The organism is Nonomuraea glycinis, assembly GCF_035920485.1.
GTDB classification, from domain to species: Bacteria; Actinomycetota; Actinomycetes; order Streptosporangiales; family Streptosporangiaceae; genus Nonomuraea; species Nonomuraea glycinis.
Genome location: NZ_CP109166.1, coordinates 8,612,854 through 8,637,686, shown reverse-complemented (window position 1 = coordinate 8,637,686; position 24,833 = coordinate 8,612,854). Strand labels below are relative to the sequence as shown.

Annotated in this window: 24 protein-coding genes; 15 read left to right on the top strand and 9 right to left on the bottom strand. The window is 72.0% G+C overall.

Translation table 11 applies throughout. The features are described 5' to 3' along the window. Positions 1-38 precede the first annotated feature (38 nt). On the bottom strand, positions 39-671 hold the full coding sequence (locus tag OHA68_RS40675) for an ACT domain-containing protein (RefSeq protein ID WP_189143486.1): 633 nt from the start codon (positions 669-671) through the stop codon (positions 39-41). Positions 672-754: 83 nt separating this feature from the next. Between OHA68_RS40675 and dusB the strand changes: the two genes are divergently transcribed. After that, positions 755-1,864, top strand: a complete 1,110-nt coding sequence (gene dusB / locus OHA68_RS40670; protein WP_327104991.1) for a tRNA dihydrouridine synthase DusB — start codon at positions 755-757, stop codon at positions 1,862-1,864. A gap of 67 nt (positions 1,865-1,931) precedes the next feature. On the opposite strand, the gene OHA68_RS40665 is transcribed toward dusB, so the two are convergent. Continuing rightward, positions 1,932-2,711 (bottom strand): phytanoyl-CoA dioxygenase family protein, encoded by a 780-nt coding sequence (locus OHA68_RS40665; protein ID WP_189143487.1) that lies wholly within the window; start codon positions 2,709-2,711, stop codon positions 1,932-1,934. A 77-nt stretch (positions 2,712-2,788) separates the two neighbouring features. On the opposite strand from OHA68_RS40665, the gene OHA68_RS40660 reads away from it, so the two are divergent. Both OHA68_RS40660 and OHA68_RS40655 read left to right on the top strand, forming a co-directional pair. Beyond that, on the top strand, positions 2,789-3,703 hold the full coding sequence (locus OHA68_RS40660; protein ID WP_327104990.1) for a helix-turn-helix domain-containing protein: 915 nt from the start codon (positions 2,789-2,791) through the stop codon (positions 3,701-3,703). A gap of 24 nt (positions 3,704-3,727) precedes the next feature. After that, complete coding sequence (locus tag OHA68_RS40655; RefSeq protein WP_327104989.1) at positions 3,728-4,309, top strand: hypothetical protein; 582 nt, start codon at positions 3,728-3,730, stop codon at positions 4,307-4,309. A 135-nt stretch (positions 4,310-4,444) separates the two neighbouring features. Here OHA68_RS40655 and OHA68_RS40650 read toward each other — a convergent pair whose 3' ends face one another. From OHA68_RS40650 to OHA68_RS40640, 3 genes are read right to left on the bottom strand one after another with little or no spacing between them, the layout of a single operon-like run. After that, positions 4,445-6,943 carry a DEAD/DEAH box helicase gene (locus OHA68_RS40650; RefSeq protein ID WP_327104988.1) on the bottom strand — a complete coding sequence of 833 codons (2,499 nt, stop codon included), beginning with the start codon at positions 6,941-6,943 and terminating at the stop codon, positions 4,445-4,447. A 41-nt stretch (positions 6,944-6,984) separates the two neighbouring features. Then, positions 6,985-7,485, bottom strand: coding sequence for a GNAT family N-acetyltransferase (locus OHA68_RS40645; protein WP_327104987.1), 501 nt, complete (start codon positions 7,483-7,485; stop codon positions 6,985-6,987). 24 nt (positions 7,486-7,509) lie between these two features. After that, positions 7,510-8,778 carry an acyltransferase family protein gene (locus tag OHA68_RS40640; protein WP_327104985.1) on the bottom strand — a complete coding sequence of 423 codons (1,269 nt, stop codon included), beginning with the start codon at positions 8,776-8,778 and terminating at the stop codon, positions 7,510-7,512. Positions 8,779-8,962: 184 nt separating this feature from the next. On the opposite strand from OHA68_RS40640, the gene OHA68_RS40635 reads away from it, so the two are divergent. Together OHA68_RS40635 and OHA68_RS40630 are read left to right on the top strand one after the other, a co-directional pair. Beyond that, positions 8,963-10,210, top strand: coding sequence for a sensor histidine kinase (locus OHA68_RS40635; RefSeq protein ID WP_327104984.1), 1,248 nt, complete (start codon positions 8,963-8,965; stop codon positions 10,208-10,210). After that, on the top strand, positions 10,201-10,848 hold the full coding sequence (locus OHA68_RS40630) for a response regulator transcription factor (protein WP_327104983.1): 648 nt from the start codon (positions 10,201-10,203) through the stop codon (positions 10,846-10,848). The genes OHA68_RS40635 and OHA68_RS40630 overlap by 10 nt, the downstream gene beginning before the upstream one ends. A gap of 242 nt (positions 10,849-11,090) precedes the next feature. Here OHA68_RS40630 and mihF read toward each other — a convergent pair whose 3' ends face one another. The 3 genes from mihF to OHA68_RS40615 all read right to left on the bottom strand — a co-directional run bounded on the left by mihF (position 11,091) and on the right by OHA68_RS40615 (position 13,332). Beyond that, a complete protein-coding gene (gene mihF, locus OHA68_RS40625) occupies positions 11,091-11,396 on the bottom strand; it encodes an integration host factor, actinobacterial type (protein WP_189143494.1) in 306 nt (101 codons plus the stop codon). Positions 11,397-11,501: 105 nt separating this feature from the next. Beyond that, entirely contained in the window at positions 11,502-11,906 is a 405-nt protein-coding gene (locus OHA68_RS40620) for a GlcG/HbpS family heme-binding protein (RefSeq protein ID WP_327104982.1), read from the bottom strand. A 181-nt stretch (positions 11,907-12,087) separates the two neighbouring features. Continuing rightward, positions 12,088-13,332, bottom strand: coding sequence for an ROK family protein (locus OHA68_RS40615; protein WP_327104981.1), 1,245 nt, complete (start codon positions 13,330-13,332; stop codon positions 12,088-12,090). Between OHA68_RS40615 and OHA68_RS40610 the strand changes: the two genes are divergently transcribed. The 10 genes from OHA68_RS40610 to rbsK all read left to right on the top strand — a co-directional run bounded on the left by OHA68_RS40610 (position 13,258) and on the right by rbsK (position 24,314). Further along, positions 13,258-14,586 carry an MFS transporter gene (locus OHA68_RS40610; protein WP_327104980.1) on the top strand — a complete coding sequence of 443 codons (1,329 nt, stop codon included), beginning with the start codon at positions 13,258-13,260 and terminating at the stop codon, positions 14,584-14,586. The genes OHA68_RS40615 and OHA68_RS40610 overlap by 75 nt on opposite strands. Positions 14,587-14,786: 200 nt before the next feature. Then, positions 14,787-15,806, top strand: coding sequence for a LacI family DNA-binding transcriptional regulator (locus OHA68_RS40605; RefSeq protein WP_189143498.1), 1,020 nt, complete (start codon positions 14,787-14,789; stop codon positions 15,804-15,806). Then, positions 15,803-16,714, top strand: a complete 912-nt coding sequence (locus OHA68_RS40600; RefSeq protein ID WP_225277588.1) for a carbohydrate ABC transporter permease — start codon at positions 15,803-15,805, stop codon at positions 16,712-16,714. Before OHA68_RS40605 ends, OHA68_RS40600 begins: the two co-directional genes overlap by 4 nt. Then, positions 16,711-17,529, top strand: a complete 819-nt coding sequence (locus OHA68_RS40595; protein WP_327104979.1) for a carbohydrate ABC transporter permease — start codon at positions 16,711-16,713, stop codon at positions 17,527-17,529. The genes OHA68_RS40600 and OHA68_RS40595 overlap by 4 nt, the downstream gene beginning before the upstream one ends. 9 nt (positions 17,530-17,538) lie before the next feature. Next, complete coding sequence (locus OHA68_RS40590; protein ID WP_327104978.1) at positions 17,539-18,846, top strand: ABC transporter substrate-binding protein; 1,308 nt, start codon at positions 17,539-17,541, stop codon at positions 18,844-18,846. A gap of 5 nt (positions 18,847-18,851) precedes the next feature. Then, positions 18,852-19,994 carry an ADP-ribosylglycohydrolase family protein gene (locus OHA68_RS40585; protein WP_327104977.1) on the top strand — a complete coding sequence of 381 codons (1,143 nt, stop codon included), beginning with the start codon at positions 18,852-18,854 and terminating at the stop codon, positions 19,992-19,994. A gap of 5 nt (positions 19,995-19,999) precedes the next feature. Next, positions 20,000-20,968 carry an ADP-ribosylglycohydrolase family protein gene (locus tag OHA68_RS40580; protein WP_327104976.1) on the top strand — a complete coding sequence of 323 codons (969 nt, stop codon included), beginning with the start codon at positions 20,000-20,002 and terminating at the stop codon, positions 20,966-20,968. Continuing rightward, on the top strand, positions 20,965-22,104 hold the full coding sequence (locus OHA68_RS40575; protein ID WP_327104975.1) for an ADP-ribosylglycohydrolase family protein: 1,140 nt from the start codon (positions 20,965-20,967) through the stop codon (positions 22,102-22,104). Before OHA68_RS40580 ends, OHA68_RS40575 begins: the two co-directional genes overlap by 4 nt. Beyond that, complete coding sequence (locus OHA68_RS40570; RefSeq protein ID WP_189143504.1) at positions 22,105-23,433, top strand: ADP-ribosylglycohydrolase family protein; 1,329 nt, start codon at positions 22,105-22,107, stop codon at positions 23,431-23,433. Next, a complete protein-coding gene (rbsK, locus tag OHA68_RS40565) occupies positions 23,430-24,314 on the top strand; it encodes a ribokinase (RefSeq protein WP_327104974.1) in 885 nt (294 codons plus the stop codon). The genes OHA68_RS40570 and rbsK overlap by 4 nt, the downstream gene beginning before the upstream one ends. A gap of 141 nt (positions 24,315-24,455) precedes the next feature. On the opposite strand, the gene OHA68_RS40560 is transcribed toward rbsK, so the two are convergent. Then, positions 24,456-24,809 carry a hypothetical protein gene (locus tag OHA68_RS40560; RefSeq protein ID WP_189143506.1) on the bottom strand — a complete coding sequence of 118 codons (354 nt, stop codon included), beginning with the start codon at positions 24,807-24,809 and terminating at the stop codon, positions 24,456-24,458. Between the last annotated feature and the right edge of the window lie 24 nt (positions 24,810-24,833).

Below are 24,833 nucleotides of genomic sequence, written 5' to 3'. Positions count from 1 at the left end.
GTTGCCCATTAACTCTAGCGGGTTCCGCGACCGGATGCTCACTTCAGGCGGCGGGCGACACTTCGCTCGGTCGCGGGCAGGGCGAGGAAGATCTCCAGGATGCGGGTGAGGCGGTGCACCTCGATGCGGTGGAAGGCGGGGCCCTCGCTCCGGGCCAGCAGGAGGGAGAGGGCGAGCGGCGGCAGCGGGGCGTGGATGACGTGCAGGCCGCCTTCGAGTGTGCGGGCCGTCGGGCGGGGCGGGACCGGCTCGGGCGGCGCCACCTGCTTCGGGGCGCGCCAGCTCGCGTAGACGACGTCGCGCTCGGTCGCGGTGGCCGCCCAGTCGGCGCTGAACAGCACCGGCAGCGAGTCGACGAGCGTCTTCAGCGCCCGGTCGCCCGCGGTGGTGATGTATTTGAGTATCTCCAACTCGGGGTAGGTGCCGGGGGCCTCACGGGTGCTCCAGACGCCTTCGACCGTCACCTCGGGCACGCCCGCCAGGCCGTCGAGCAGCGCTTGTTTGGACGCCTCGTCGGGACAGTGCACCGTGAGGTCGTCCACCGCCCGGCCGGCGCCTCGTTCGAGGACCGTGACCTGGGTGATGTCGGTGCCGGCGGCGCCGAGGACCCTGGTGATCTGGGCCAGCGAGCCGGGCTTGTCGGGCAGCGTGATGCGCACGCGTAGAAGCATCCATCCCTCCCCGAGCGAGATGCCGGTTCACACACTATCCGGCGAATACCGCTCACGGCTCGACCTGCGCTACAACTGACGGGGTGAAGATAGGGCCGATCGAGGTGTGGCCGCCCGTGGTGCTGGCGCCGATGGCGGGCATCACGAACGCGCCGTTCAGGGCGCTCTGCCGGGAGCAGGGCGCGGGGTTGTTCGTGTGCGAGATGATCACGACGCGCGCCCTGGTGGAGCGCAATCCGCGGACGCTGCGGATGGTCAGGTTCGCCGGGTCGGAGTCGCCCAGGAGCATCCAGCTGTACGGAGTGGACCCGGACACGGTGGGCCGCGCGGTCAAGATGATCGTCGAGGAGGACCTGGCCGACCACATCGACCTCAACTTCGGCTGCCCGGTGCCCAAGGTGACCAAGCGGGGTGGCGGCTCCGCGCTGCCGTACAAGCGCAATCTGCTGCGGCGGATCCTGCGCGCGGCCGTCGCGAACGCGGGCCCGCTGCCCGTGACGATGAAGATGCGCAAGGGCATCGACGAGGACCACCTCACCTATCTCGACGCGGGCCGCATCGCGGTCGAGGAGGGGGTCGCGGCGATCGCCCTGCACGCCCGTACGGCGCGGCAGCATTACGGCGGGGTGGCCGACTGGGACGCGATCGCGCGGCTCAAGGAGGCGGTGCCCGAGGTCCCCGTGCTGGGCAACGGTGACATCTGGAGCGCCGACGACGCCCTGCGCATGGTGGCCGCCACGGGGTGCGACGGCGTCGTCGTGGGCCGGGGCTGCCTGGGGCGGCCGTGGCTGTTCAAGGACCTGGCGAACGCGTTCGACGGCAGCCCCGAGCGGGCCCGGCCGACGCTCGGCGAGGTGGCCGCGGTGATGGCCAGGCACGCCGAGGGGCTCACCGACTGCTTCGACCTCGAGCGTTACGCGGTGACGGACTTCCGTAAGCACGTCGGGTGGTATCTCAAGGGGTTCACGGTCGGCTCCGAGCTGCGCCGCGCGCTGGGCACCGCCGAGACGCTCGACGGGCTGCGCGAGAGCCTGGCCAGGCTGGAGCACGACCAGCCGTGGCCGCCCAACACCGACACCCCGCGCGGCAAGTCCGGCGAGCGGTCCAAGGTTTACCTGCCCGACGGCTGGCTGGACGACCAGTGGGACTGCGACGTGCCGCAGGACGCCGAGTCCGACATTTCCGGCGGTTAGTGCGGGGCAGGCAGCCTCCAAGCCGCCGGCAGGCAGTGCGGGCAGGCGGCCTCCACGCCGCCGGCGGTCAGTGCGGGCCGGTGATCTCCACGCCGCAGGGGCCACCGCCGGTGGCGGTCTCCAGGGGGGCCGGGGCGCCGGACATGGTGAGGGTGCGGTAATAGCCGGAGATGCGCTCGGCCGAGCGGCCGACGTAGTGGCAGATGAAGCTGCGCCGGAACCGGTCGGCCGTGGTGTTCGGCTCCGAGCCGTGCACCAGGCTGCCGTTGAAGAACAGCACGTCGCCCGGCTCCATGTCGATCGGCACCCTGGGCAGGCCGGGCGGCGGCGGGACGAAGTCCCTGGTGAAGGAGACGCCCGGATCGGCCTCCTCCGGGCAGAACAGGTCCATCCGGTGCGTGCCCGGCACCACCTCCAGGCCGCCGTTCGCCCGGTCCACCCGATCCAGCGCCACCCACGCCGCCACACAGGTCCCCGGCTCGACCCGCAGGTAGAAGTTGTCCTGGTGCAGCGCCTGCCCCCTGGCTCCCGGCGGCTTGAAGTAGAACATGCTCTGGGCTGCTAGCGGCTCCTCGCCGAGCAGCTCTTCGAGCACCGCGCCGAACCGGGCGTCGAGCAGGTAGCGCAAGGCCAGAGCGTTCACCTGGTGCGGGTGCATGACGCGCGGGTAGTCGCGCAGGATGTCGTACGGCCTGCCGGGCTCCTGCGGCTCGGGGGAGAAGTGGCCGGGGATGGGCCCTCCGGCGTGCAGCGCCATGAACTCCTCGCGCAGCCCGGCCACCTCGTCGGGCGACAGCATCCCGGGGACGAGGACATGGCCCTGGTCGTTGAAGTCGTCGAGTCTCATGGCGTTCACGCTAGGCGGGGGGCGCGTGCGAGGGTATGACGGTGACCGCTGAGAACATGCCTGTTCCTGCTGCCGAGTTGACCATCGTAGGCCACTACGACCAGCCTTCCGGCTACGTCACCCGCCGGGCGTCGGGGGCGCCGAGCTGGCTGCTGATGTGGACGCAGGCGGGGGCGGGGCACGTCGAGCAGTCGGGGGTGTCGTTCCTGGCGGCGCCCGGCGACCTCGTGGTGCTGGGGTCGGGGGCGGCGCACCACTACCGGGTGGCGCCGGGAGCCGCGCGGTGGCGGTTCTGGTGGGTGCACTTCCAGCCGCGTCCGTCGTGGCCGGGGTGGCTGGCGCCGCACGCCGCCGCTCCCGGCTGCCACCGGGTGGCGGGCGTCGCACCGGCCCTGCACGAGCGCATCGACCACGCCTTCGTACGCGCACTCCGCGACGCCCGCTGGCTACCTCCCTCAGCGCTGCAGAACGGCCGGTCCGGGGCGCAGGACGGCGATCCACCCTCGGCGTCGGAGCACAACCCGCCCTCGGCCGGGGAGCACGGTCCGCCCGCCGTGACCGGAGGGCCGCCGGTCACCGCCATCGCCGGGTCCGCGGCGGCGCGGGAGCTCGTGCTCGGGGCGGTCGAGGAGGTGCTGGTGCTGGTCACCGCCTCGGCCCGCCCAGGTGGGGAAAGCGGGGACGCCCGGATCCGCCGCGCGCTCGCGCTCATCGCCGCCGAGCCGGGCGCGCCGCACTCGGTCGAGTCCCTGGCGAGGGCCGTGGCGCTGTCCCCGTCCCGCTTCGCGCACCTGTTCACCGCCGAGACGGGCCGGACCCCGATGCGGGCGCTGCGCGAGGCCCGGATGCGGCACGCGGCCACCCTCCTGGACGCGACGGACCTGGACATCGGGCAGGTCGCCGCTGCGTCCGGCTTCGTCAGCCCGTTCCACTTCAGCCGCACCTTCAGACGTGCGTACGGCCTACCGCCCCGCGACTACCGAGCCCGCTGACGGCGATCCATGTCATTCTCAACCATGGTCACAACTCTGCTGTTATCCGCCGCCCTGGCCGTCTCGGCCACCGTCGGCATCCCCAACGGCTTCATGCTGTACGACAAGGCCGCGGCCAAGAAGGACGACAACCCGGAGCACAGCTGGCGGGTGAACGCCAAGAAGAACGCCAAGCTGGTGCTCAACCCCTGCGACAAGGCCAAGCTCGCCCAGCCGGGACGCAAGGCGGCCAGGACCCTCGTCTACACCGCCGTGCCCGACTACTCCAAGTCCGAGCAGGTCATCCTCTACTCCTCCCGCTCGGCGGCCAAGAAGGCGCTGGGCGACCTGCACAGGGCGGTGCGCGCGTGCGGCTCCTCCGGCTACCGCTACTCCAGCAGCGCCGTACGCCTCGGTGACGGGGCGCTGGCCGTCACCGGCCAGGCCTACCGGGGCCGGAAGGTCGCCATCGGTGGCGAGCGCGGCCTCGTCACCCGCCGCGGCAACGCGCTGCTGATCTACACCGTGGGCGGCGAGTGGAGCAAGCCGGCCAAGGCCGACTTCACCCAGCAGACCAAGGACACCAGGCGGATGCTGGCGAAGATCTGCCGCATCGCCGCCTGCTGATCTGACTGCGCGGCAAATGTCTCGATCTTGAGACACTGTCATGACGCTACGCCGACCTTTCCGGCGCGACACTTGAGGAACAAGCGTGTGCCGGGGCGCCCTTGCCAGTCCGTTCCGGCGCACGCTGATCTTTTTTCAGAGCCTGTTGAGCCCGATCACGTGGACGACCGCGCGCCCCTCCTCGTCGGAAGCGGCCAGGTCGACTTGCGCGTCGATGCCCCAGTCGCCGTCGCCCGCCGGATCCTTGATCGTCTGGCGGACCTTCCACAGGCCGCTCTCCTCCGCGATGCGCAGCAGCGCGGGCCCGCGCGCGTCGGCGTCGGTGAGGATCTCCTCGTGCTCGTCGTAGTAGGCGTCCAGCGCCGCGCCCCAGTCGACGTCCGGCGCCAGCTCGGCCAGCTCCCGCTCCTTCTCCAGCGAGCAGAGCTCCACCAGCCGGAACATCGCGTTGCGCACCAGCACCCGGAACGCCCGCGCGTTGCCGGTGACCGGGCGGACCTTCGTCTCCAGCGCCTGGCGCTGCTCCAGCGCCTCGTCCGGGTTGGCCAGCTTCTCCCACTCGTCGATCAGGCTGGAGTCGACCTGGCGGACCAGCTCGCCGAGCCACTCGATGAGGTCGACCAGGTCCTCGGTCTTGAGATGCTCGGGGATGGTACGCGACAGCGTGCGGTAGGCGTCGGCCAGATAGCGCAGCACCGTGCCCTCGGACCTGGACAACTCGTAGAACTGGATGTACTCCCCGAACGTCATCGCCCGCTCGTACATGTCACGCACCACCGACTTGGGGCTGACCGTGTAGTCGCCCACCCACGGATGCCCCTGCCGGTAGGTCTCGTACGCGCCGAGCAGCAGGCTCTCCAGCGGCATCGGGTACATGATCTCGGCGAGCGCCTCCATGCGCTCCTCGTACTCGATGCCGTCGGCCTTCATCTCCGCGACGGCCTCGCCCTTGGCCCGCTTGAGCTGGGCCGACAGGATCTGGCGCGGGTCGTCCAGGATGGACTCCACGATCGAGACGAGGTCCAGCGCGTACGACGGCGAGTCGCGGTCGAGCAGCTCGAAGGCGGCCAGCGCGAACGTGGACAGCGCCTGGTTGAGCGCGAAGTCGTCCTGGAGGTCGATCGTCAGCCTGGCCCGCCGGCCCTGGTCGTCGGGCTCGGCGAGCTGCTCGACCACGCCGCCGGCCAGCAGCGAGCGGTAGATGGCGATGGCCTGGCTGATGTGCCGCCGCTGCCACTTGCGGTCCTCGTGGTTGTCGGTCAGCAGGTGCTTCATCGCCTGGAAGCAGTCGCCCGGCCGGTTGATCACCGCCAGCAGCATGGCGTTGCTCACCTTGAACCGGGAGTTGAGCGGCTCGGGCTCGGCGTTCTGCAGCTTCTCGAACGTCTCCTCGCTCCAGCCGACGAACCCCTCCGGCGGCTTCTTGCGGGCGTAGCCGCGCCGCCGCTTCGGGTCGTCGCCGATCTTCGCCAGGGCCTTGGCGTTCTCGACGTCGTGCTCGGGCGCCTGGCAGGCGACGTAGCCGATGGTGTCGAAACCGGCCCGCCCGGCCCGGCCGGCGATCTGGTGGAACTCGCGGGCCCGCAGCCGCCGCACCTTGTTGCCGTCGTACTTCGACAGGGCCGTGAACAGCACCGTCCTGATCGGCACGTTGACGCCCACCCCGAGGGTGTCGGTGCCGCAGATGACCTTCAGCAGCCCGGCCTGCGCCAGCCGCTCCACCAGCCGCCGGTATTTGGGCAGCATCCCGGCGTGGTGCACGCCGATGCCGTGGCGCACCAGCCGCGACAGCGCCCGGCCGAAGCCGGTGGTGAACCGGAAATGTCCGATCATGGCGGAGATGGCCTCCTTCTCCGCCTTCGTCGCCATGTTGATGCTCATCAGCGACTGAGCCCGCTCCATCGCGGCCGCCTGGGTGAAGTGCACCACGTAGACGGGCCCCTGCCCGGTGCTGAGCATCTCCTCCAGCGTCTCGTGCAGCGGGGTCATCCGGTAGGAGTAGACCAGCGGCACCGGCCGCTCGGCGTGCTTGACCACCGCGGTCGGCCGCCCGGTGCGCCGGGTCAGGTCGCGCTCGAACATCGACACGTCGCCCAGCGTCGCCGACATCAGGATGAACTGCACGTTGGGCAGCTCCAGCAGCGGCACCTGCCAGGCCCAGCCGCGATCCGGCTCGGCGTAGAAGTGGAACTCGTCCATCACCACCTGGCCGATGTCGGCCGCCGCGCCGTCGCGCAGCGCCACGTTGGCGAGGATCTCCGCCGTGCAGCAGATGATCGGCGCGCCCGGGTTGACGCTCGCGTCGCCGGTCATCATGCCGACGTTCTCGGTGCCGAAGACCGCGCACAGGTCGAAGAACTTCTCCGACACCAGCGCCTTGATCGGCGCGCTGTAGAAGGTGCGGATGTCCCTGGTCAGCGCGGCGAAGTGGGCGCCCTGGGCGACGAGGCTCTTGCCCGAGCCGGTCGGCGTGGCCAGGATCAGGTTGCTGCCGGACACCACCTCGATCAGCGCCTCCTCCTGCGCTGGATAGAGGGTGAGCCCCCGTTCGGAGTTCCAGGACACGAACGCGTCGAAGATGGCGTCGGGATCGGCATCGATGTCTTCGGGCAGGCGGTCAATGAGAAGGCTCACACACCTATCCTGCCGAAGTTCACAGCATGGTCGGACCGGTCTTACCGCCTCAAGTCGAGTTGGAGCAGAACGGTGTCCAGCCACCGGCCGTGTTTGAACCCCACATTCCGCAGCCGGCCCGCCTCCTCGAACCCGAAGGCCGCGTGCAGTTTCACCGACGCCGGGTCACCGCTGTCGGCGATCACCGCGACGAGCTGACGGGCCTCGGTCCCTGCGGCGGCGGAGATCAGCTCACCCAGCAGCAGCCGGCCCAGCCCTCGCCCGGTCGCCTCCGGCGCCAGGTAGACGCTGTCCTCAAGGGTGTGCCGGTAGGCGGGCTTGGGCCGATATTGACCGAGGTAGGCGTACCCCAGCACCTCGCCGCCGTCCTCGGCCACCAGGAACGGCAGGCCCGCCGCGGCGATCGTGGCCGCCTTCGACCGCCACTGCGCGAGCCCTGGCGGCGTCTCGTCGAAGGTGGCCACGCTTTCGGTCACATAGTGGGCGTAGATCGCGGCGACGGCGGGCAGATCGGCGTCCGCGAGGGGGCGTATCAGCGTCATGGCAGGTCATTCTCCCCGCCCCGCTCACAGCTGGGCGCGCGGGCCCGTCACCAGCAGGCCGCCGAGGATCGCCAGGATCGCCACCACCGGGGTGAGGCCCGGCGCGAACCCGGCCACCGTCAGCGCCAGCACGCCGCCCCCGACGAGCCCGGTCGCGGCCAGCGCGCTGCCCCAGGTGGCCTTCCCGTACGGCAGCGCGAGCGGCTCCTCGAACCGGGCGAAACCCTTCAGCAGCGGCCACATCGTCAGCCCGAGCAGGGTCAGCCAGATCGGCCAGCCGGCGAGCCAGAAGGGGCCGCCGGGCGTGGGCGTGTCCAGGCGCATCCCGATCACGACCACGCCGGTCACCACGAACAGGGCCGGCATGTGCCACAGGTACGCCGTCATCATCCGCGGCCCGGCCCAGGCCAGCGGGCGGTGGATGGGCAGGCGCAGGAGCCACGGCCGCAGCAGCGTCGCCAGCCCGATCTGCCCCACCGAGACGGCCAGGATCGCCAGCGTGGGCGGCGCCATGTTGGACATCCCGGCCCCCGGCAGGCCGATCATGCTGCCCGGGTAGGGTCCGAACGCCACCAGCAGCGCGGCCGCCCCGAAGCCGCCGGCCGCCATCAACCACGGGGCCGGGCCGCCACGGGTGAGCCGCCCCTCGGCGTACAGGAAACCGAGCTGATGGACCGCCAGCCAGACGAACACCACGTTCAGGTAGCCGAGCGCCTCGAACCCGGTCGAGAAGCGCAGCACGTCCGTCAGCACCGCCCCGGCCGCCAGCGCGACCGGCACCCGCGGCCCGTACCGGGCGTGCAGGCTCAGCAGGTACGGCGTGGCCGCGACGGCGATCAGATAGACGGCCAGGAACCACAGGAGCTGGCCGGTGAGCTTGGCCCCCACCTCCAGCGGCTGGGCGGGCACGCCGAGCGTGAGCAGCAGGTGCGGGAGCGGGATCCACACCGCCGCCAGCGGCAGCAGCGGCCAGGCCAGCCGCCGCAGCCGGACGACCAGCCACTGAGGGCCGTCGTGCGCGGCGCGGCCGAAGCTGATCGCGTTGGCCGCGCCGCCCGCGAAGAACACCAGCGGCATCACCTGGCTGAGCCAGGTGACCACCCAGAGGCCGGGCGTCGCCAGCGCGTTCCCGGTGGTCAACCGGCTGCCGTCGAAGGACAGCACCGGGATCGTCCAGTGCTGGAACACCACCGCGGCCATGCCGAGCACCCGCAGGAGGTCGAGGAACGGGTCCCTGCCCCGTGCCGGCGCGGCGGTGCGCGAGGGTGCGGCTCGCTCCAGCAGGACGGTCATGGGGGCCTCGCTTCGGTGGGGGAGTGGTGCACTCAAGGCTCCCGCCGGGACCGGTTCCGCACATTGACGAGGACCGCCGTCTTACGGTCGCCTTCCCGGCACCACCCCCGGTAGGGCTGGCCTCACCCTCAGAGGTAGGTGTACCGGGTCGAAAAGGTGCCCAGGGGGATCTAGCGTGTGAGCCATGCGCTCCCTGATGAGGCGTGTCCTGCTGGACACCCGCTACACGCTCGTGGGGTTCCCCACGACCGTGATCACCTTCGCCCTCATGCTCGTCGGCCTGGCCGCCGGCGTGGGCACCGCGATCGCGTGGATCGGCGTGCCGGTGCTCGCGGGCACGCTCATGGTCGCGCGCGGCTTCGCGGACGCGGAGCGCGGATGGCTGTCGGACGTGCTCAAACGCCCTCCGGTACGGCCCCGCTACAAGCCCGCCCCGGTGGGCGCGGGACGCTTCCGCAGGCTGATCAATCCGCTCACCAGCGGGCAGTCCTGGCTCGACCTGCTGCACGGCATCGTGAACTTCCCGATCGCGCTCGTCGCGTTCGTCCTCACCGTGGTCTCCTGGGCGATCCCCTTGACCGGGCTGACCTACCCGCTCTACGGGATCGTCACCTCCCGTATCCGCGGCAACGTGGAGCTGCCCGAGCTGCTGGGCCTGGGCACCGGATACCTGGTCAACGCGATCTTCTACGTCAGTGTGGGGCTGTTCTTCCTGTTCCTCCTGCCGTTCACCGTGCGCGGCGCCTCGCTGCTGCGGGCCGGGCTCGGCCGGGTGCTGCTGACCGGCGTCGCCGAGCTGCACACGCGCATCGACGACCTGGCCGAAGGGCGGGCCGCCGCCGTGTCGGCCGAGGCCAACGCGCTGCGCAAGCTGGAGCGCGACATCCACGACGGCCCCCAGCAGCGCCTGGTGTCGCTCGCCATGGAGCTGTCCAGGGCGCAGCGCCAGCTGAACAAGGACCCGCAGGCGGCCCAGGCGACCATCAGCTCCGCGATCACCGCCACCCGCGAGACGCTCGACGAGCTGCGCGCCCTCTCGCGCGGCATCGCCCCGCCCATCCTGTCCGACCGCGGCCTGGCCCCCGCACTCGCCGCCCTCGCCGGCCGCTGCACGGTCCCGGTCGACCTGGAGGTGCAGACCAGCGAACGGTACGAGGCCGCGATCGAGAACGCCGTCTACTTCGTCGTCGCCGAAACGCTGACGAACGTCGCCAAGCACAGCAAGGCCACGGTCTGCACGATCCAGCTCATCAGCACCGGTGCCGTGCTCATGCTCACCATCGGGGATGATGGGGTCGGCGGCGCGCATGTCGCCAAGGGACACGGTCTCGCCGGGCTGGCCGACCGGCTCCGCGCGGTGGACGGGGAGCTCATGGTGCGGTCGCCCGAAGGCGGGCCGACAGTGATCTTTGCGGAGGTTCCGTGCGTGTAGTCGTGGCCGATGACGCGGTGCTGATCAGGGAGGGCCTGGTCAGGCTGCTCGAAGAGTTCGGCTGCGAGGTGGTCGCGACCGTCGGGGACGGTGACGGCCTCGTCAAGGCGGTCGCCGAGCACCGGCCCGACGTGTCGGTGGTGGACGTGCGGATGCCGCCGTCCTTCACCGACGAGGGGCTGCGGGCCGCCGTCGAGGCGCGGCGCAGGGTCGCCGGGGCGCCCGTGCTGATCCTGTCGCAGTACGTCGAGGTGTCCTACGCCGACGACCTGCTCGCCGACGCCCGGGGCGCGGTGGGCTACCTGCTCAAGGACCGCGTCGTCGACGTGGACGAGTTCATGGAGGGGCTGAGACGGGTCGCCTCCGGGGGGACCGTGTTCGATCCACAGGTGGTGTCACAGCTGATGGTGCGCAGGCGCAGGGACGACCCGCTCGCCCTGCTGACGCCTCGCGAGCGCGAGGTGCTCGGCCTGATGGCGGAGGGCAAGTCCAATCCCGCCATCGGCAGGCAGCTCGTGATCAGCGACGGGGCCGTCGAGAAGCACATCAGAAGCATCTTCAGCAAGCTCGGCCTGTACGCCGACGACAGTGACCAGCATCGCCGGGTGCTCGCCGTACTGACCTATCTGCGGTCGTAACGTCCCCCTGACGTTCACCGGGTGGGCCGGGCTCGCGGACCCGGACCGGCGACCGCCGGCCTACCCCGGCCACACCGGAGTAGCTGGCGTGCCCGCGGTCGTACGGCCGGAGCCTGGCTCGCTCACAGGCGCAGGGTCCGCCTGTCAGCCCCTCCTCGGCCCGCAGTCCGGCCTGACATCCCGGATGCGTCAACGGCCGGTCCGCGCGATGCTGCGCTGCGCGCGGACCTGGCCGCCCGGTATCAACCGAGCGCTTCGACCAGCTTCTTGCGCTGCTGGGCGCCCAGGCCGCCGAGACGGCGCTTCTCGTCGACGCCCGCCTCCTCCATCAGCGCGGTGGCCTTGGCCGGGCCGACGCCCTTGACGGCGCGCAGCGCCTGGGAGACCTTGATCTTCTTCGCGATGTCGTCCTCGCGCTCGAGCAGCTGGGAGAAGGTGACCTCGCCGGCCTTGACCTTGGCCAGCAGAGCGGTGCGGGCGGCGCGGGCCTCAGCGGCCTTCTCCAGCGCTGCCTTGCGCTGCTCTGGGGTGAGAGTGGGAAGTGCCATGTTCTGTTCTCTCCTCGGGGAGTTGACGATCGGGGATTCCTGTTACCCGTAGTGCAGTGGCTAATCATGGCGGATACCAGCGGTTCTTGTTGCGAAAAGCGCCGCTCAACGTGTCCGCCACACCGATGAGGCCGCTTCGGCGCACGCCACATCCTGGTCGGCGGTGCCACCGCTGACCCCCACGCCGCCGGCCACCCGCTCCGTCTCGCCGTAGTCCGCCCAGAGCGGGATCCCGCCGCCGACGCAGACGAAACGGTCATGCCAGGACAGGTGTTCGCCCGGCCCCGAGGCGGCCGTGGGCGCCAACTCGGCCGTGGGCCTGCGGTGGGCCGCCGCGGCGCAGGCCTTGCCCGGCGCCAGGGAGGCTCCCGCGAAGCCCGCACCCTCCATACGCTGGAAAGACACCAGATGGCCGCCCGAGTCGACCACGGCCACGGAGATCACCGCGCCCTCCCGGGCGGCCTGCTTCAGCGCCGCCTCGCACATGCGTAACGCGAGCTCGAGATCCACGTACGTCCCCCTGGGTTTCGGTGTCCAGCCGCTGCCCCGACGCCTCATGCGTACAGCGCGTGCGGCGGCTGCGCAAGATCGGCTCCGGGTCCCGAACGGCCGCCGGGGGACGCGTACAGGATGGGGCCTTTCGGCCCTTGCGCGTGGTATGAATCACATTGTTCGCTCGGGCGTGTCGCGCCTACTTCGGTGTCGAAAGCCAGGTCGCGAGGCCCTCGGGGGTCAGGAAGGCGTCGAACACCGACTCCATGGCGCCCAGCAGAGAGCCGCGCCACGGCATGGCCGATGGGGCGATCAAGGGCGGGCGGTCGCGGCGGATGGTCATCAGGCCGTCCTCGACGGCTCCCGTCAGCACGGGCGCCACCCGCTCGTACAGATCCGCGGCCAGACCGGACAGGACGACCACCTCCGGATCGTGCGCGTTCACCAGAGCAGCGATCCCCCTACCGAGCGCCCGCGCATTGGCCGCGACCGCCTGCGCCTGATCGTCGGTCGCCGCCTGGGAGAGGAGGCGGGCGGCCTGGGCTCGGCCCTTGCCGCCGCCGTAGGCGAGGCCCATGTGCCGTAGCAGGGCGTTCGCGCCCACCTCCATGCCCCAGCAGCCGCTGGCCCCGCACATGCAGGGTGCGTCACCGCCGATGAGGGGCATGTGGCCGAACTCGGCGCCTACGCCGCTCGCCCCGCCCAGCGGCCTGCCGTCGACGATCAGGACGCCGCCGAGGTCGAAGTCCACATGGAGGTGCAGCCCCACCTGGACGTCGCGCAGCAGCCCCCGGCGAGCCTCCGCGAGCCCGGCCAGCGCCGTGTCATTGCCCACCCGGACGAAGCCCGGACGGTCTGATCCCGGGCGGTCCGATCCCGGACGTTCCGATCCCGGGCGGTCTGATCCCGGACGATCGACGGCGAGGAGTGCGGGGACGTCCACTGAGCGCCAGCGCAGGTGGGCGATGTCCACCAGGTCGCCCGCGCGGACCGGACCGGCCACCGCCACGCCCACGCCCACCACGCGGGTGCCGTAGCGCGCCAGGTGGTCGCGGATCGCCTCGCCCAGCGGCAGGAACACGCCCTCCGGCGTGCCGTCGTGCTCCTGGACGCCCAGGACGGTGATCCGGCCGCCCAGCTCGCAGGCCGCCAGCTCCCAGGCGTCCTCGCGTACGTCGACGGCCAGCACGATCGGGCCGTCCGGGTGGGGTCCCGGCACCAGCGTGGGCCGGCCTCGTACCTGCTCGGGCGCTGGGACCTCGTGCAGGAGCCCGTCCTCCACCAGCCCGCCGACCAGCACCGACGCGGTCCCCCTGGCGAGCTCCAGCTCGCGGGTGAGGCGGGACCTGGTCCAGGTCGCGCCGCAGTCGTGGACGGCGCGCAGCAACCGCACCCGGTTGTGCGCGCGCAGTTCGCCGCTGGTCCGTGCCCCGTTCGCAATCATCGTATTTCTCATTATGCTCTAGCCGTGAGCAAAAAATGGGGCAATGCCCAACGTGCCCGACTTGGTGTGTTTATTTTCTTCTTTCTGTGCGGGTTGGTCATGGGCCTGTGGGCGGCCGGGCTGCCCTCGCTGAACGACCGTCTGGACCTCGGCCCGGCCCGGCTCGGCACCGTTCTGCTGCTCATCTCCGGTGGCGCGCTGGTGTCCATGCTGGCGGCCGGGCCGCTGGTGGACCGGTGGTCGAGCCGGGCCGTCTGCTGGTTCGCCGGGCCGTTCTCGGCGGTGGTCCTGCTCGGTCCCGCGCTCGCGCCGAACTACGCGGTGCTGACCGTGCTGGCCGTCGTCTTCGGGCTCGGGCTCGGGGTGACCGAGGTCGCCATGAACGCCCACTCCGTCGAGGTCGAACGCCGCTACGCCCGGCCGATCATCTCGGCTTTCCACGGCACGTGGAGCCTCGGTGGCGCGGCCGGTGGCGCGGTGACCGCACTCGTCCTGCGGGCCGGGCTGGACGCCCAGACGCTGCTGGTGGTGGCGGCCGTGGTGGTGCCGTTCCTGTACCTGCCGGCGGCGCGGCTGCTGCTGCCGGACCCGCCCGGCGACACCTCGGCGAGCCCGGCCGCCGGGGAGCGCCGATCCGCGACCTCCCTCAAGTGGGGACTGATCGCGCTGCTCGGCGGGGCCGCGTTCGCCGGTCACCTGGCCGAGGGCGCCGCCATCGACTGGGCCGCGCTGCACGCCCGCTGGGTGCTGGGCACCGACCCGGCGCTCGCGCCGCTCGCCTACACGGTCTTCGCGGTGGCCATGACCACCATCCGGCTGCTCGGCGACCCCATCCGGGCCCGGCTCGGCTCGGTGCGCACGATCCAGCTCGCCGGCCTGCTGGCGACCTGCGGGTACATCCTCGTCCTGGCGGCCCCGCTGATGGGTTCGCTGGCCGTGGTGTGCGCCTGGACCGGCTGGGCGCTGGCGGGGATCGGCCTGGCCACCGTGGTGCCGGTCATCTTCAGCGCCGTCGGCGCGGCGGGCGGCCCGGTCGGGCGCGCGCTGGCGCTGGTGACCGCGTTCGGCTACAGCGGCCTGCTGGTCGGGCCCGCCGTGCTGGGGTACGTCGCGGAGGCGTCGTCGCTGCCCATCGCGCTGATCGTGCCCGCCGTGCTGGCCGCGGTCATGGCTCTCACCGGCGCGCCCGCCATCCGCGCGCTGGACCGCGTCGCCACGCCGCCGGAGCCCGTGCCGGTGGCGGCCCGCGACTGACGACCGGGGGGCGCGAATCCTGGCCGGGACCTCCCGCCGACGCGCGGGACCGAATCCCGGTTCAGGGGTTCCCGCCCCCTCGTTGACCTGGCGTTATGTGATCGTGACTTGACCCAGGGGTGCGGTCAGAGTTTCATGTCCCAAAACACCGTAAACGTTTACAGAAATGTGGAATCGTTTACGTTCCTGGAAGGACTGCCTTGGCCGAGGGACCCACGATCACGACGATCGCCGAGCGCGCCGGCGTCTCCATCGCCTCGGTCTCCCGAGTGCTGAACGGCCTGCCCACCAGGCAGGAGACCGTGCGCAAGGTGATGGCCGCCGCCGAGGAGCTCGGGTATGTGCGCAACGCCGTCGCCCGCTCCCTCAAGTCCCGCCGCACCCATCAGGTCGCCTTCGCCATGGCCGACGTCGGCAACCCGGCCTACCTGGCCATGTTGCGCCAGATCCAGCCCGTGCTCAAGGCCGCCGGCTACCGAATCGTGCTGCACTCCACCGACGCCGTCGTCGCCGACGAGATCGACGTGCTGCACAGCCTCGGCGAGCGCTACGTGGACGGGCTGATCATGAGCCCGCTGCGGGTCACCGGCCGGCACCTGCAGATGCTGGCCACCGCCAGAGCGCCCGTGGTGATCATCGGGTCGGTGCCCGAAGGCACACCCGTCGACAACGTGCGCGCCGACTCCCGTACCGGCGTCAAGCTCGCGATCGACCACCTGCACGCCCTCGGCCGCCGCCGGATCGGGATGGTCAACGGCCCGCCCGACACCGTGCCGGGCGCCGCCCGCGGGGCCGCCTACATCGAGGCGCTCGAAGCCTGCGGTCTGCCCTATGACGAGAACCTCGTCCAGATCGGCGACTTCTACCGCGCCGAAGGCGGCCGGGCCGTGGCGGCGCTGCTCGACCGGGTGCCCGACCTCGACGCGCTGATGTGCGCCAACGACCTGATCGCGCTCGGCGCCCTGGACGTGCTGCGCGCCGCGGGCAGACGGGTGCCGCAGGACGTGGCCGTGGTCGGCATGGACGACACCGACCTCGCCGCGGCCTCGTGGCCCTCGCTCACCAGCGTCTCGCTGGGCTCCGCCGAACGTGGCAAGGCCGCCGCCGAGCTGCTGCTCGACCGGCTGCAGCACGGCGAGCGCGAGCCCCGGGTGGTGACCGTACCGCCCCGTCTCGTGGTGCGTGCCTCCACGACGGGCGAGGAGGAGGGCGGGACGTGACGGCCACCGCGACCAAGCCGGCGCCGCCCGCGCGGAACGCGCGCGGCGCCGGCGGACCCCGGCGCAACCGCGAGATGTGGGTGCTCATGCTGCCCGCGCTCGTGCCCGTGCTGCTGTTCAGCGTGGGCCCGCTGCTGTACGGGATCGGGCTGGCGTTCACCGACGCCGAGTCCGGCAAGAACCACGTCACCGGCTTCGTCGGCCTGGAGAACTTCGGCGACCTGCTCGCCGACGACACCTTCTGGGCGTCCATGCGGGTCGGCCTCATCTGGGCCGTGACGGTGACCGTGCTGCAGTTCCTCGCCTCGCTCGGGCTGGCGCTGCTGCTGAACCAGAAGCTCTGGCTCACCGGGCTCGCCCGGGTGCTGACCGTGGTGCCGTGGGCGATGCCGCCCGTGGTCATCGGCCTGATGTGGCGGCTGGTCTACCACCCGGACGCCGGCATCGTGAACAGCACGCTCGGCACCGACATCAACTGGCTCGCCGACTTCACCTGGGCGCTGCCCGCCGTCATCGTCATGGGCGTGTGGAGCGGCATGCCGCAGACCACGATCGTGCTGCTGGCCGGCCTGCAGACCATCCCCAAGGAGCTGTACGAGGCGGGCGAGATGGACGGGGCGGGCACCTGGCGCAAGTTCTGGAGCATCACGCTGCCGCAGCTGCGCCCCATCATCGTCACCATCACCTCGCTCGACTTCGTCTGGAACGTCAACCAGTTCAGCCTGGTCTACGTGCTCACCCAGGGCGGACCCGGCGGCCAGACCAGGCTGCCGATGCTGTTCGCCTACGAGGAGGCGTTCCGGTACGGCTTCTTCGGCTACGCCGCCGCCCTCGGCGTCAGCATCGTGATCGTCGTGCTCGCCCTGCTCGGCGTCTATCTGTGGCGGCAACTGAGGGAGGCGTCATGAGAAGGATCCCCCAGTACGTCGCGCTGCTGGCGTACATGGTGTTCCTGGCCTTTCCGCTGGTGTGGCTGCTGTCCACGTCGCTGAAGACGCCGCAGGAGATGGCCGGCCTCGACCCGACGTGGATCCCCGCCGAGCCCACCCTGGCCAACTTCGCCGACGCGTTCGGCGAGCAGGACCTGGTCGGCGCGGGCGCGCGGAGCCTGGTCGTGGCGCTGGCGAGCGCGCTGCTCACGGTCACCGTGGCGCTGCCCGCCTCCTACGCCCTCGCCCGCTACCGGGGCACGCTCAAGCAGGTCGCGCTCGGCTGGGTGCTGGTCAGCCAGGTGTTCCCGTTCATCTTGATCATCATCCCGCTCTTCATGGTGCTGCGGCAGCTCGACCTGACCAACACGCTGGTCGGCCTCGTGGTCGTGCATGTGACGTTCACGCTGCCGTTCGCGCTGTGGATGCTCCAGGGGTACGTGCGGTCGGTGCCGCGCGAGCTGGAGGAGGCGGCGGCGGTGGACGGCGCCGGCCGCATGCGGGCGATCGTCAGCGTGGTGGCGCCGCTGCTCGCGCCCGGCGTGGTGGCGACCCTGCTGTTCTCGTTCATCTCGTCCTGGAACGAGTTCCTGTTCGCACTGGTGGTCCTCAAGGATCCCGACGTGATGACCCTCCCGCTGACGCTGGTGAGGTTCACCGGCCCCGAGGGGGTCTCCAGGCTCGGCCCGCTGGCCGCGGCGTCGCTGATGGCGACGATTCCGAGCCTGATCTTTTTCGCAATCATCCAGCGTCGGCTGAGGTCTGGCCTGATGGCCGGCGCTGTGAAGGGCTAGGAGGCTCTCATGCGTATCAAATCCGCGTTGGCGGCGGCGGTCGTCGTCGCCCTGGCCGCCGGGTGCGGCGGCGGCGGGGACGGCGGGTCCTCCTCCGCCCCTGACGAGCCCGTCAAGCTCGACTTCCTCAGCCTCGCCTGGCAGAAGGAGTCGGTCGCGGCCAACAAGCAACTGGTCGAGGAGTGGAACAAGGCCAACCCGAACATCCAGGTCACCTACGTCCAGGGCAGCTGGGACAACGTCAACGACCAGCTCGTCACCTCCTTCGAAGGCGGCGACGCGCCCGACGTCATCCACGACGACTCCCCGGCGCTGTCCGGCTTCGCCAGCAAGGGCTACCTGCTGGAGCTGAAGGACAAGGTTCCGGCCGAGCTCAAGAGCGACATCCCGCAGAGCGCCTGGGACACCGTCACCTTCGACGACGGCAAGGGCGCCCAGGGCGTGTACGGCGTGCCGTTCCTGCAGGAGTCGACGGTCATCATCGCCAACAAGAAGCTGCTGGACGCCGCCAAGGTGCGCATGCCCACCCCGGCGGAGCCGTGGACGTGGGACGAGTTCGCCACCATCGGCAAGAAGCTCACCAAGGGCGACACCTACGGCGTGGCCTGGCCGATGAAGTCCCCGGTCAACAAGACGCTGAACCTCGCGCTGAACTTCGGCGGCACCTTCTTCCAGACCGGCGCCGACGGCAAGACCACGGTCAAGGTCGGCCCGGAGGAGAAGGAGGTCCTGCAGCGCATCCACGACCAGCTCTACAAGGACAAGTCCGCCGACACCTCGGCGCTCGGCATGGGCACCGCCGACCCGCTGCCCGGCTTCTTCGCCGACAAGTACGCGATGCTGCCCGTCGGCGTCTACCTGCGTCAGCAGGTGGCCGAGCAGGCGCCCGACGACTTCGAGTGGGTGACGCTGCCGCCGCTCAAGGGCACCGGCTCCGAGCAGGGCGCCGTCTCCCAGACGCTGTCGGTCGCCGCTGACAGCGAGCACCCGGACGAGGCGCTCAAGTTCATCTCCTTCTTCCTGAACGGCCCCAACCAGGCCAAGCTCGCCAAGGGCGACTGGCTGCTGCCGACCTCCCAGCAGGCCGCCGCCGACCCGGCGATCACCACCGAGGAGAACGGCTGGGACGTGGCCACCGCCTCCGCCAAGAACCTCGTCGTCGCGCCCTTCCTCAAGGTGAACGGCTTCGACGAGTGGAAGTCCAAGGTGGCGACGCCCGCGCTGCAGGAGTACTTCGCCAACAAGATCAGCATTGACGAGGTGGCCAAGAAGCTCGTCGAGGACGGCAACGAGGTGCTGGAGCGGTACCAGCGGTGACGTCTGTGGATAGAACCCTTCGGGGCGGGATCTTTCGGGACAGGGCCCGGGGGTGTCTGCTCGGCCTCGCGGCCGGCGACGCCCTCGGGGCGCCCGCCGAGAACCTCTCACCGGCGGAGATCCGCCGCCGGTGGGGGCGGCTCACCGAGATCGAGGGCGGCGGCACGGACGACACCGAGTACGCCATCTTCGCCGCCTCCCTGCTGGTGGATCACGGGCACGGCCTGACCTCGGCGCTGGTGGCCGCCGCCTACCGGGAGCGGATCGTCCCGCTGGCCGAGGGGCCGATGCGCGGGGCGGGCTTCTCCGAGCTCGGCACCGTCCAGGCGCTGCGGCGGGGGCTGGAGCCGCCGCTGACCGGCCTGGTGCACCAGCACGGCTGGTCCGACGGGCTGGCGATGCGGGCCGCGCCGTACGGGATCTTCTGTCCCGGCGATCCCGGTGAGGCGGCCCGGCTCGTGGAGGAGGACGGCCGGGTCAGCCAGTCGGGGGAGGGCATACTCGGCGGCCGCGCGGTCGCGGGGGCCGTGGCCGCCGCCATGACGGGCGCGCCCCCGCCGGACGTGGTCGAGGCCGCGCTCGCGGTGCTGCCCGCCGACTCCTGGACCGCCAGAAATATCGTACGAATCCGCGACGTCATCGGCGCTGCCGCCGGCCGTGAGAGCGGTGGCGAGGCCGTCGGCGGGGATGCCGTCGAGACGGCAGCGGCTTCGGACCTCGTCGAAGCGCTGCACGAGGCGGTCGTGGTCAAGCACTACCCCTGGACGGACGTGGCCCCCGAGGCCGTGGCGCTGGCGCTGGCGGCCTACCTGGCCGGCGGGGGTGAGGTGGAGGCGTCGGTGACGTTCGGGGTGAGCCTGGGCCGGGACGCCGACACCATCGGCGCCATCGCCGGCGCGATCGCCGGAGCCGGACAGGGCGAGCGAGGCGTGCCCGACCGATGGGCGGCGCGCATCGGACCGGTGACGGGCAAGTGCCTGCCCGCCGTCGCGGGCCGACATGTGCTCGACGTCGCCGACGAACTGGCGTCGGCCCTGGACGGCGCCCGCCGGCAGGGGGACGGACAGGGGCGGGTTGATGGCGGGTCGGGCAGGGGCGGGTCGATGATGGGACCGGAACGCGCCGGCGAATCGGCGGAAGGACTGTAGACATCATGTCGGGGGACAGGATCACGGGAGCCTTCATCGGGCTCGCCGTGGGTGACGCCGCGGGCTGGCCCGCGAGCAGGCACCGAGCGGCGCTGCACGCGCCCTGGAGCAGGCGGCTGCACCGCGAGCTGGACGTGTTCGCCGAGGAGCACCGGGTCACCACGCTGCCGGTGCCGTTCGCGCTGAACCAGCCGGTCGGGCCGCTGGCCGTCGGCCCGTCCGACGACGCCGAGTGGCTGGCCTGGACGGTGCTCGGCCTCGACCGCCCGAGGGCGGAGGCGTTCAGGAGCCTGGCCGGGCGGACGGACATCAGGGCGCGCGTCTCGGTGGCGACCGCGCTGGACAACCTGGCCAGGGGCCTCGAACCGCCCGCCAGCGGGCACGACAACCCGCACCACTTCGACGACGCGGCCGCCATCAGGGCCGTCGCCTTCGGCGCACTCGGCAGGGACCCGCGCGAGGACGCCCAGGTGACCAACTCCGGCGACGGCGTGCTCGGCGCGCTGGCCGTCGCGGCGGCCGTGGCCGAGGCGGTGGCGACCGGCTCACCGGCCCGGATGGTCGGCGCCGCGCTGGACGTACTGCCGGAAGAGACCGCCATCGGGCACAACGCGAGGCTGGCGCTGAAGGTCGCCCGTGCGGCGGGCGACCCGTTCGGCGCGGTGCCCGCGCTCGACGCGGCCCTGCTCGACCACGTCTACAGCTACGGGGTGGGCGCCGCGCAGACGGTGCCCGTGGCGCTGGCGCTGGCCGAGGTGGCGCAGGGCTCGCTCGGCCGGGCCGTACCGGCGGCCGCCTGCCTGGCGGCGCTGGCCGACTCCGCGCCCGCGCTGACCGGCGCGCTGACCGGCGCGTGCGGCGGGTACGGGGCCATCCCGGAGGGGTGGAGGGCGGCGGCGGGCACGCTCGCCGGCTGCTGTCTGCCCGAACTGACAGGCTTGGATCTCATGCACCTGACGGAGGGACTTTCATGACGCCGCTTGAGGACAGGGCGATCGGCTGCGTGGCGGGGGCGGCGGTCGGTGACGCGCTGGGCGGCGCCACCGAGGGCTGGACCCCCGAACAGATCGTGGAACGTTACGGCGGGCTGGTGGAGGGCATCGTGCCGCCGTTCAACGAGGACTGGCGCAACGCCCGCCCCATCGCGCCCTACCACAAGGGCGACGGCCACATCACCGACGACACCTTGATGACGCACGCGCTGATCCGCGTCTACGAACAGGCGGGCGGCCACCTCGACGCCTACGCCGTGGCCGAGCACCTGGTGCCCGAGCTGATGGGCAAGCGGCAGTGGATCCCCGAACTGGAGGCGGAGGCGCTGCCGCTGCAGCGGATCTTCCTCGCGGAGAAGTGGATCGTCGCCCGCCTGCACTACGGGCACGTCGACCCCCGCGAGGCCGGCGTCGGCAACATCGTCAACTGCGGCGCGGCCATGTACGTCGCGCCGGTCGGCATCGTGAACGCCGCCGACCCCGACGCCGCCTACGCCGAGGCCATCGACCTGACCGGCGCGCACCAGTCCAGCTACGGCCGCGAGGCCGCGGGCGTGATGGCGGCGGCCGTGGCCGAGGCCATGCGGCCGGGCGCCAGCGCCGACTCCGTGGTGGCGGCCTGCCTCCGGCTCGCCAGGGACGGCACCAGGGCGGCCATCGAGTCCGTCTGCGAGGCGGCCCGCGGCCTGGGCCACTGGGACGGCTCGTTCGCCGCCCTGCGCGCCGCCGTACGGCCCTACGACACGGTCGCCGACACCTACCGCGACCAGGGGCTCGGCGCCCGCCGCCCGAGTCGTACGCACAGCATCGAGGAGCTGCCGCTGGCGCTGGGCTTCCTGGTGATCGCCAAGGGGGACTTCCGCGAGACGGTGCTGGGCGGCGTGAACTACGGCCGGGACGCCGATTCGATAGCCTCGATGGGTGGCGCCATCGCCGGCGCGCTCGGCGGCCTCGCCTCCGTGCCGGGGGAGTGGGTCGAGCAGGTGGGCACGGCCAGCCGCACCGACCTGCTCACGCCGGGCCGGACGATCGCCGCGGTGGCACGCCGGGTGCACGCCGACGACGTGGCCCGGCGCCGGGCGCACGAGGCCGCGTTCACCGACCTTCTGGAGACCTGAATGATCCGGCTCACCTGGGTGCAGCCTGAAGACCTGGTGGGGCACGAGCTCCGCCAGGCGGCCGAGGACGGCCGGGACGCCGGCCGGATCGCCGAGCGCTGGCACGCCGAGGGCGGCCACGACGCCCCGCCCCGCGCCGGGGCCTCCGAGCCCGGCGCGCAGAAGCTCCGGCCGCTGGCCGAGCGGCTTCTGGACGAGCTGGACGCGATGGACTCGCCGCTGGACGAGCCGACGGACCTGATCGCCATCATCGCCGCCTGCCCCGGCTGGCCGCAGCCGAGGCCCGGCCACGTCGCCTCCCGCGACCGCGTGCTCGGCGGCTGGCTGGGCCGCTCGGCCGGCTGCGTGCTGGGCAAGCCCGTGGAGAAGCTGCCGCGCGAAGGCGTCCGCGAGCTCGCCGAGGCCACCGGCAACTGGCCGATCCGCGGCTGGTTCACCGCCGAGGGCCTGCCGGACGAGGTCGCCGAGCGCTGGCCGTGGAACCGGCGCAGCGCCGTCAACTCCCTCGCCGAGAACATCGACGGCATCCCCGAGGACGACGACCTCAACTACGCGCTGCTCGCCCTGTCCGTCCTGGAGCGGCACGGCCGCGGCTTCACCACCGACGACGTGGCCAAGCTCTGGCTGGACGAGCTGCCGGCCGGGCGCACGTTCACCGCCGAGCGGGTCGCGTACCGCAACCTGCTGGCGGGCGTCGAGCCACCGGAGACGGCCACCTACCGCAACCCGTTCAGGGAGTGGATCGGCGCGCTGATCAGGGCGGACGTGTACGGCTGGGTCAACCCCGGCGATCCGGGCACGGCCGCCGAGTACGCCTGGCGCGACGCCCGGCTCACCCACACCGCGAACGGCGTCTACGGGGCGATGTTCGTCGCCGCCATGTGCGCCACCGCGCTGGTCGCCACCTCCGTGGAGGAGGTGGTGGCGGCCGGACTGTCGGTGGTGCCGCCGCGCTCCCGCCTGCATCTCGCCGTACGGCAGGCGGCCGAGGACGCGGCCCGGGAGCCTGACTTCGAACGGGTCCTCGACCTGCTGCACGAACGCCACGGCGGCCTGCACTGGGTGCACACGATCAACAACGCCGCCCTGATCGCCGCCGCCCTGATCCACGGCGGCGGCGACTTCACCGCCTCCATCGCCGGCGCGGTCGCCGCGGGCTGGGACACCGACTCGGCCGGCGCGACGGTCGGCTCCGTCGTCGGGGCGCTGAACGGCGGCGTCCCCGGGCAGTGGACCATGCGCGACAGCCTCGCCAGCAGCCTGACCGGCTTCGACGGCATCGGGCTGGAGGAGCTGGCGCGCCGTACCCAGGAGATGATGCATCCATGATCACGGTCTTCGGCAGCGCGAACATGGACCTGGTGGCCTACGTCTCCAAGGCCCCCCAGCGGGGTGAGACGGTCACCGGGCGCGAGTTCCGCACCATCCCCGGCGGCAAGGGCGCCAACCAGGCCATCGCCGCCGCCAGAGCGGGCGCGAAGGTGACGTTCCTGGGCGCGGTGGGCGAGGACGCCTTCGGCGCCGAGATGCGCGGCACCCTCGCCGCCGCCGGCGTGGACGTGAGCCTGCTGCGCCAGGTGCCCGGCGTGAGCGGCATCGCGCACATCGTGGTGGACGACAACGGCGGCAACTCGATCATCGTGGTCCCCGGCGCGAACGGCACCATCAGCGCCCCCACCAGCGACGAGCGCGCCGTCATCGCCGCCTCCCAGGCGTTGCTGCTGCAGCTCGAACTCCCGATGGAGGCCGTCATCGCCGCCGCCAGGGCGGCACGCGAGGCGGGCGTCCCCGTCATCCTCACCCCCGCCCCCGCGCAGCCGCTGCCGAACGGCCTGCTGGACGCGGTCACCCTGCTGATCCCCAACGAGCACGAGGCCGCCGGCATCACCGGCACCGCCGCCCCGGAGGCGGCCATGGACGCGCTGCTGCGGCGCGTCGACGAGGCCGTCATCACGCTCGGGTCGGAGGGGGCGCTGTACGGCGCGAGCACGGGGGAGCGGATCCGGGTGCCGGCGGTCAAGGTCCAGGCGGTGGACACCACGGCGGCCGGGGACACCTTCGCCGGGGCGTTCGCGGTGGCCCGCGCCGAGGGCCGCGACGCCGAGCAGGCGCTGCGGTTCGCGTCCACGGCGGCGGCGCTGTCGGTGCAGCGGCCGGGGGCCAGCACGTCGATGCCTGCCCGCGCGGAGATCGACGCCGCGCACGCCTGACCGGACGAACCTGGCCGGCGCCCAGAAGGCAGTGGCGCGCGGCCTGGTTCACAAGCCGCCTGCCCTGGGGACCCAAGGCCGCGTTCGCCGGGGAGCTCCCGCCCGCGCGGCGCGGCGCGGACGGGAGCCAGGCGTTATCGGCTAGCAGAGGGAGTTCCAGTTGATCGCCTTGCCGGCGGCGGCCTTGATCAGCCGGCACGCGAGGGCGGCCAACCCGCCGGTGTAGCCCCCCACGATGGTGCACACCGCCATGCCGAACAGCTGGTAGACCGCGTAGACCGCGCGGGCCTGCCAGCAGTTGAGTGCGGCCAGGGCCGTGGCGTCCGACGGCATGGCGGGCGCCTGGGGGATCGCCTGGATCTGCTCGGCACTCAGTCCCGCCGCCAGCTCGTCCAGCACCGCCTCGGCGCCGTCCCCGAACTGCGCCAGAACCTCGGCCACGGCCGGGTTCTCCCGCAGTGCCGCCTTCTTGTCGTCTTCAGTGGCGAGGGTCATCCGCTTCTCCTTGTCTCGTCGTAC

Bases quoted from the DNA above. Each gene is read 5' to 3' on its own strand.
- OHA68_RS40675 (WP_189143486.1), bottom strand. From the start codon at position 671: ATGCTTCTACGCGTGCGCATCACGCTGCCCGACAAGCCCGGCTCGCTG.
- OHA68_RS40665 (WP_189143487.1), bottom strand. From the start codon at position 2,711: ATGAGACTCGACGACTTCAACGACCAGGGCCATGTCCTCGTCCCCGGG.
- OHA68_RS40655 (WP_327104989.1), top strand. From the start codon at position 3,728: ATGGTCACAACTCTGCTGTTATCCGCCGCCCTGGCCGTCTCGGCCACC.
- OHA68_RS40645 (WP_327104987.1), bottom strand. From the start codon at position 7,485: ATGACGCTGATACGCCCCCTCGCGGACGCCGATCTGCCCGCCGTCGCC.
- OHA68_RS40640 (WP_327104985.1), bottom strand. From the start codon at position 8,778: ATGACCGTCCTGCTGGAGCGAGCCGCACCCTCGCGCACCGCCGCGCCG.
- OHA68_RS40635 (WP_327104984.1), top strand. From the start codon at position 8,963: ATGCGCTCCCTGATGAGGCGTGTCCTGCTGGACACCCGCTACACGCTC.
- mihF (WP_189143494.1), bottom strand. From the start codon at position 11,396: ATGGCACTTCCCACTCTCACCCCAGAGCAGCGCAAGGCAGCGCTGGAG.
- OHA68_RS40615 (WP_327104981.1), bottom strand. From the start codon at position 13,332: ATGATTGCGAACGGGGCACGGACCAGCGGCGAACTGCGCGCGCACAAC.
- OHA68_RS40595 (WP_327104979.1), top strand. From the start codon at position 16,711: ATGAGAAGGATCCCCCAGTACGTCGCGCTGCTGGCGTACATGGTGTTC.
- OHA68_RS40590 (WP_327104978.1), top strand. From the start codon at position 17,539: ATGCGTATCAAATCCGCGTTGGCGGCGGCGGTCGTCGTCGCCCTGGCC.
- OHA68_RS40580 (WP_327104976.1), top strand. From the start codon at position 20,000: ATGTCGGGGGACAGGATCACGGGAGCCTTCATCGGGCTCGCCGTGGGT.
- OHA68_RS40575 (WP_327104975.1), top strand. From the start codon at position 20,965: ATGACGCCGCTTGAGGACAGGGCGATCGGCTGCGTGGCGGGGGCGGCG.
- OHA68_RS40570 (WP_189143504.1), top strand. From the start codon at position 22,105: ATGATCCGGCTCACCTGGGTGCAGCCTGAAGACCTGGTGGGGCACGAG.
- rbsK (WP_327104974.1), top strand. From the start codon at position 23,430: ATGATCACGGTCTTCGGCAGCGCGAACATGGACCTGGTGGCCTACGTC.
- OHA68_RS40560 (WP_189143506.1), bottom strand. From the start codon at position 24,809: ATGACCCTCGCCACTGAAGACGACAAGAAGGCGGCACTGCGGGAGAAC.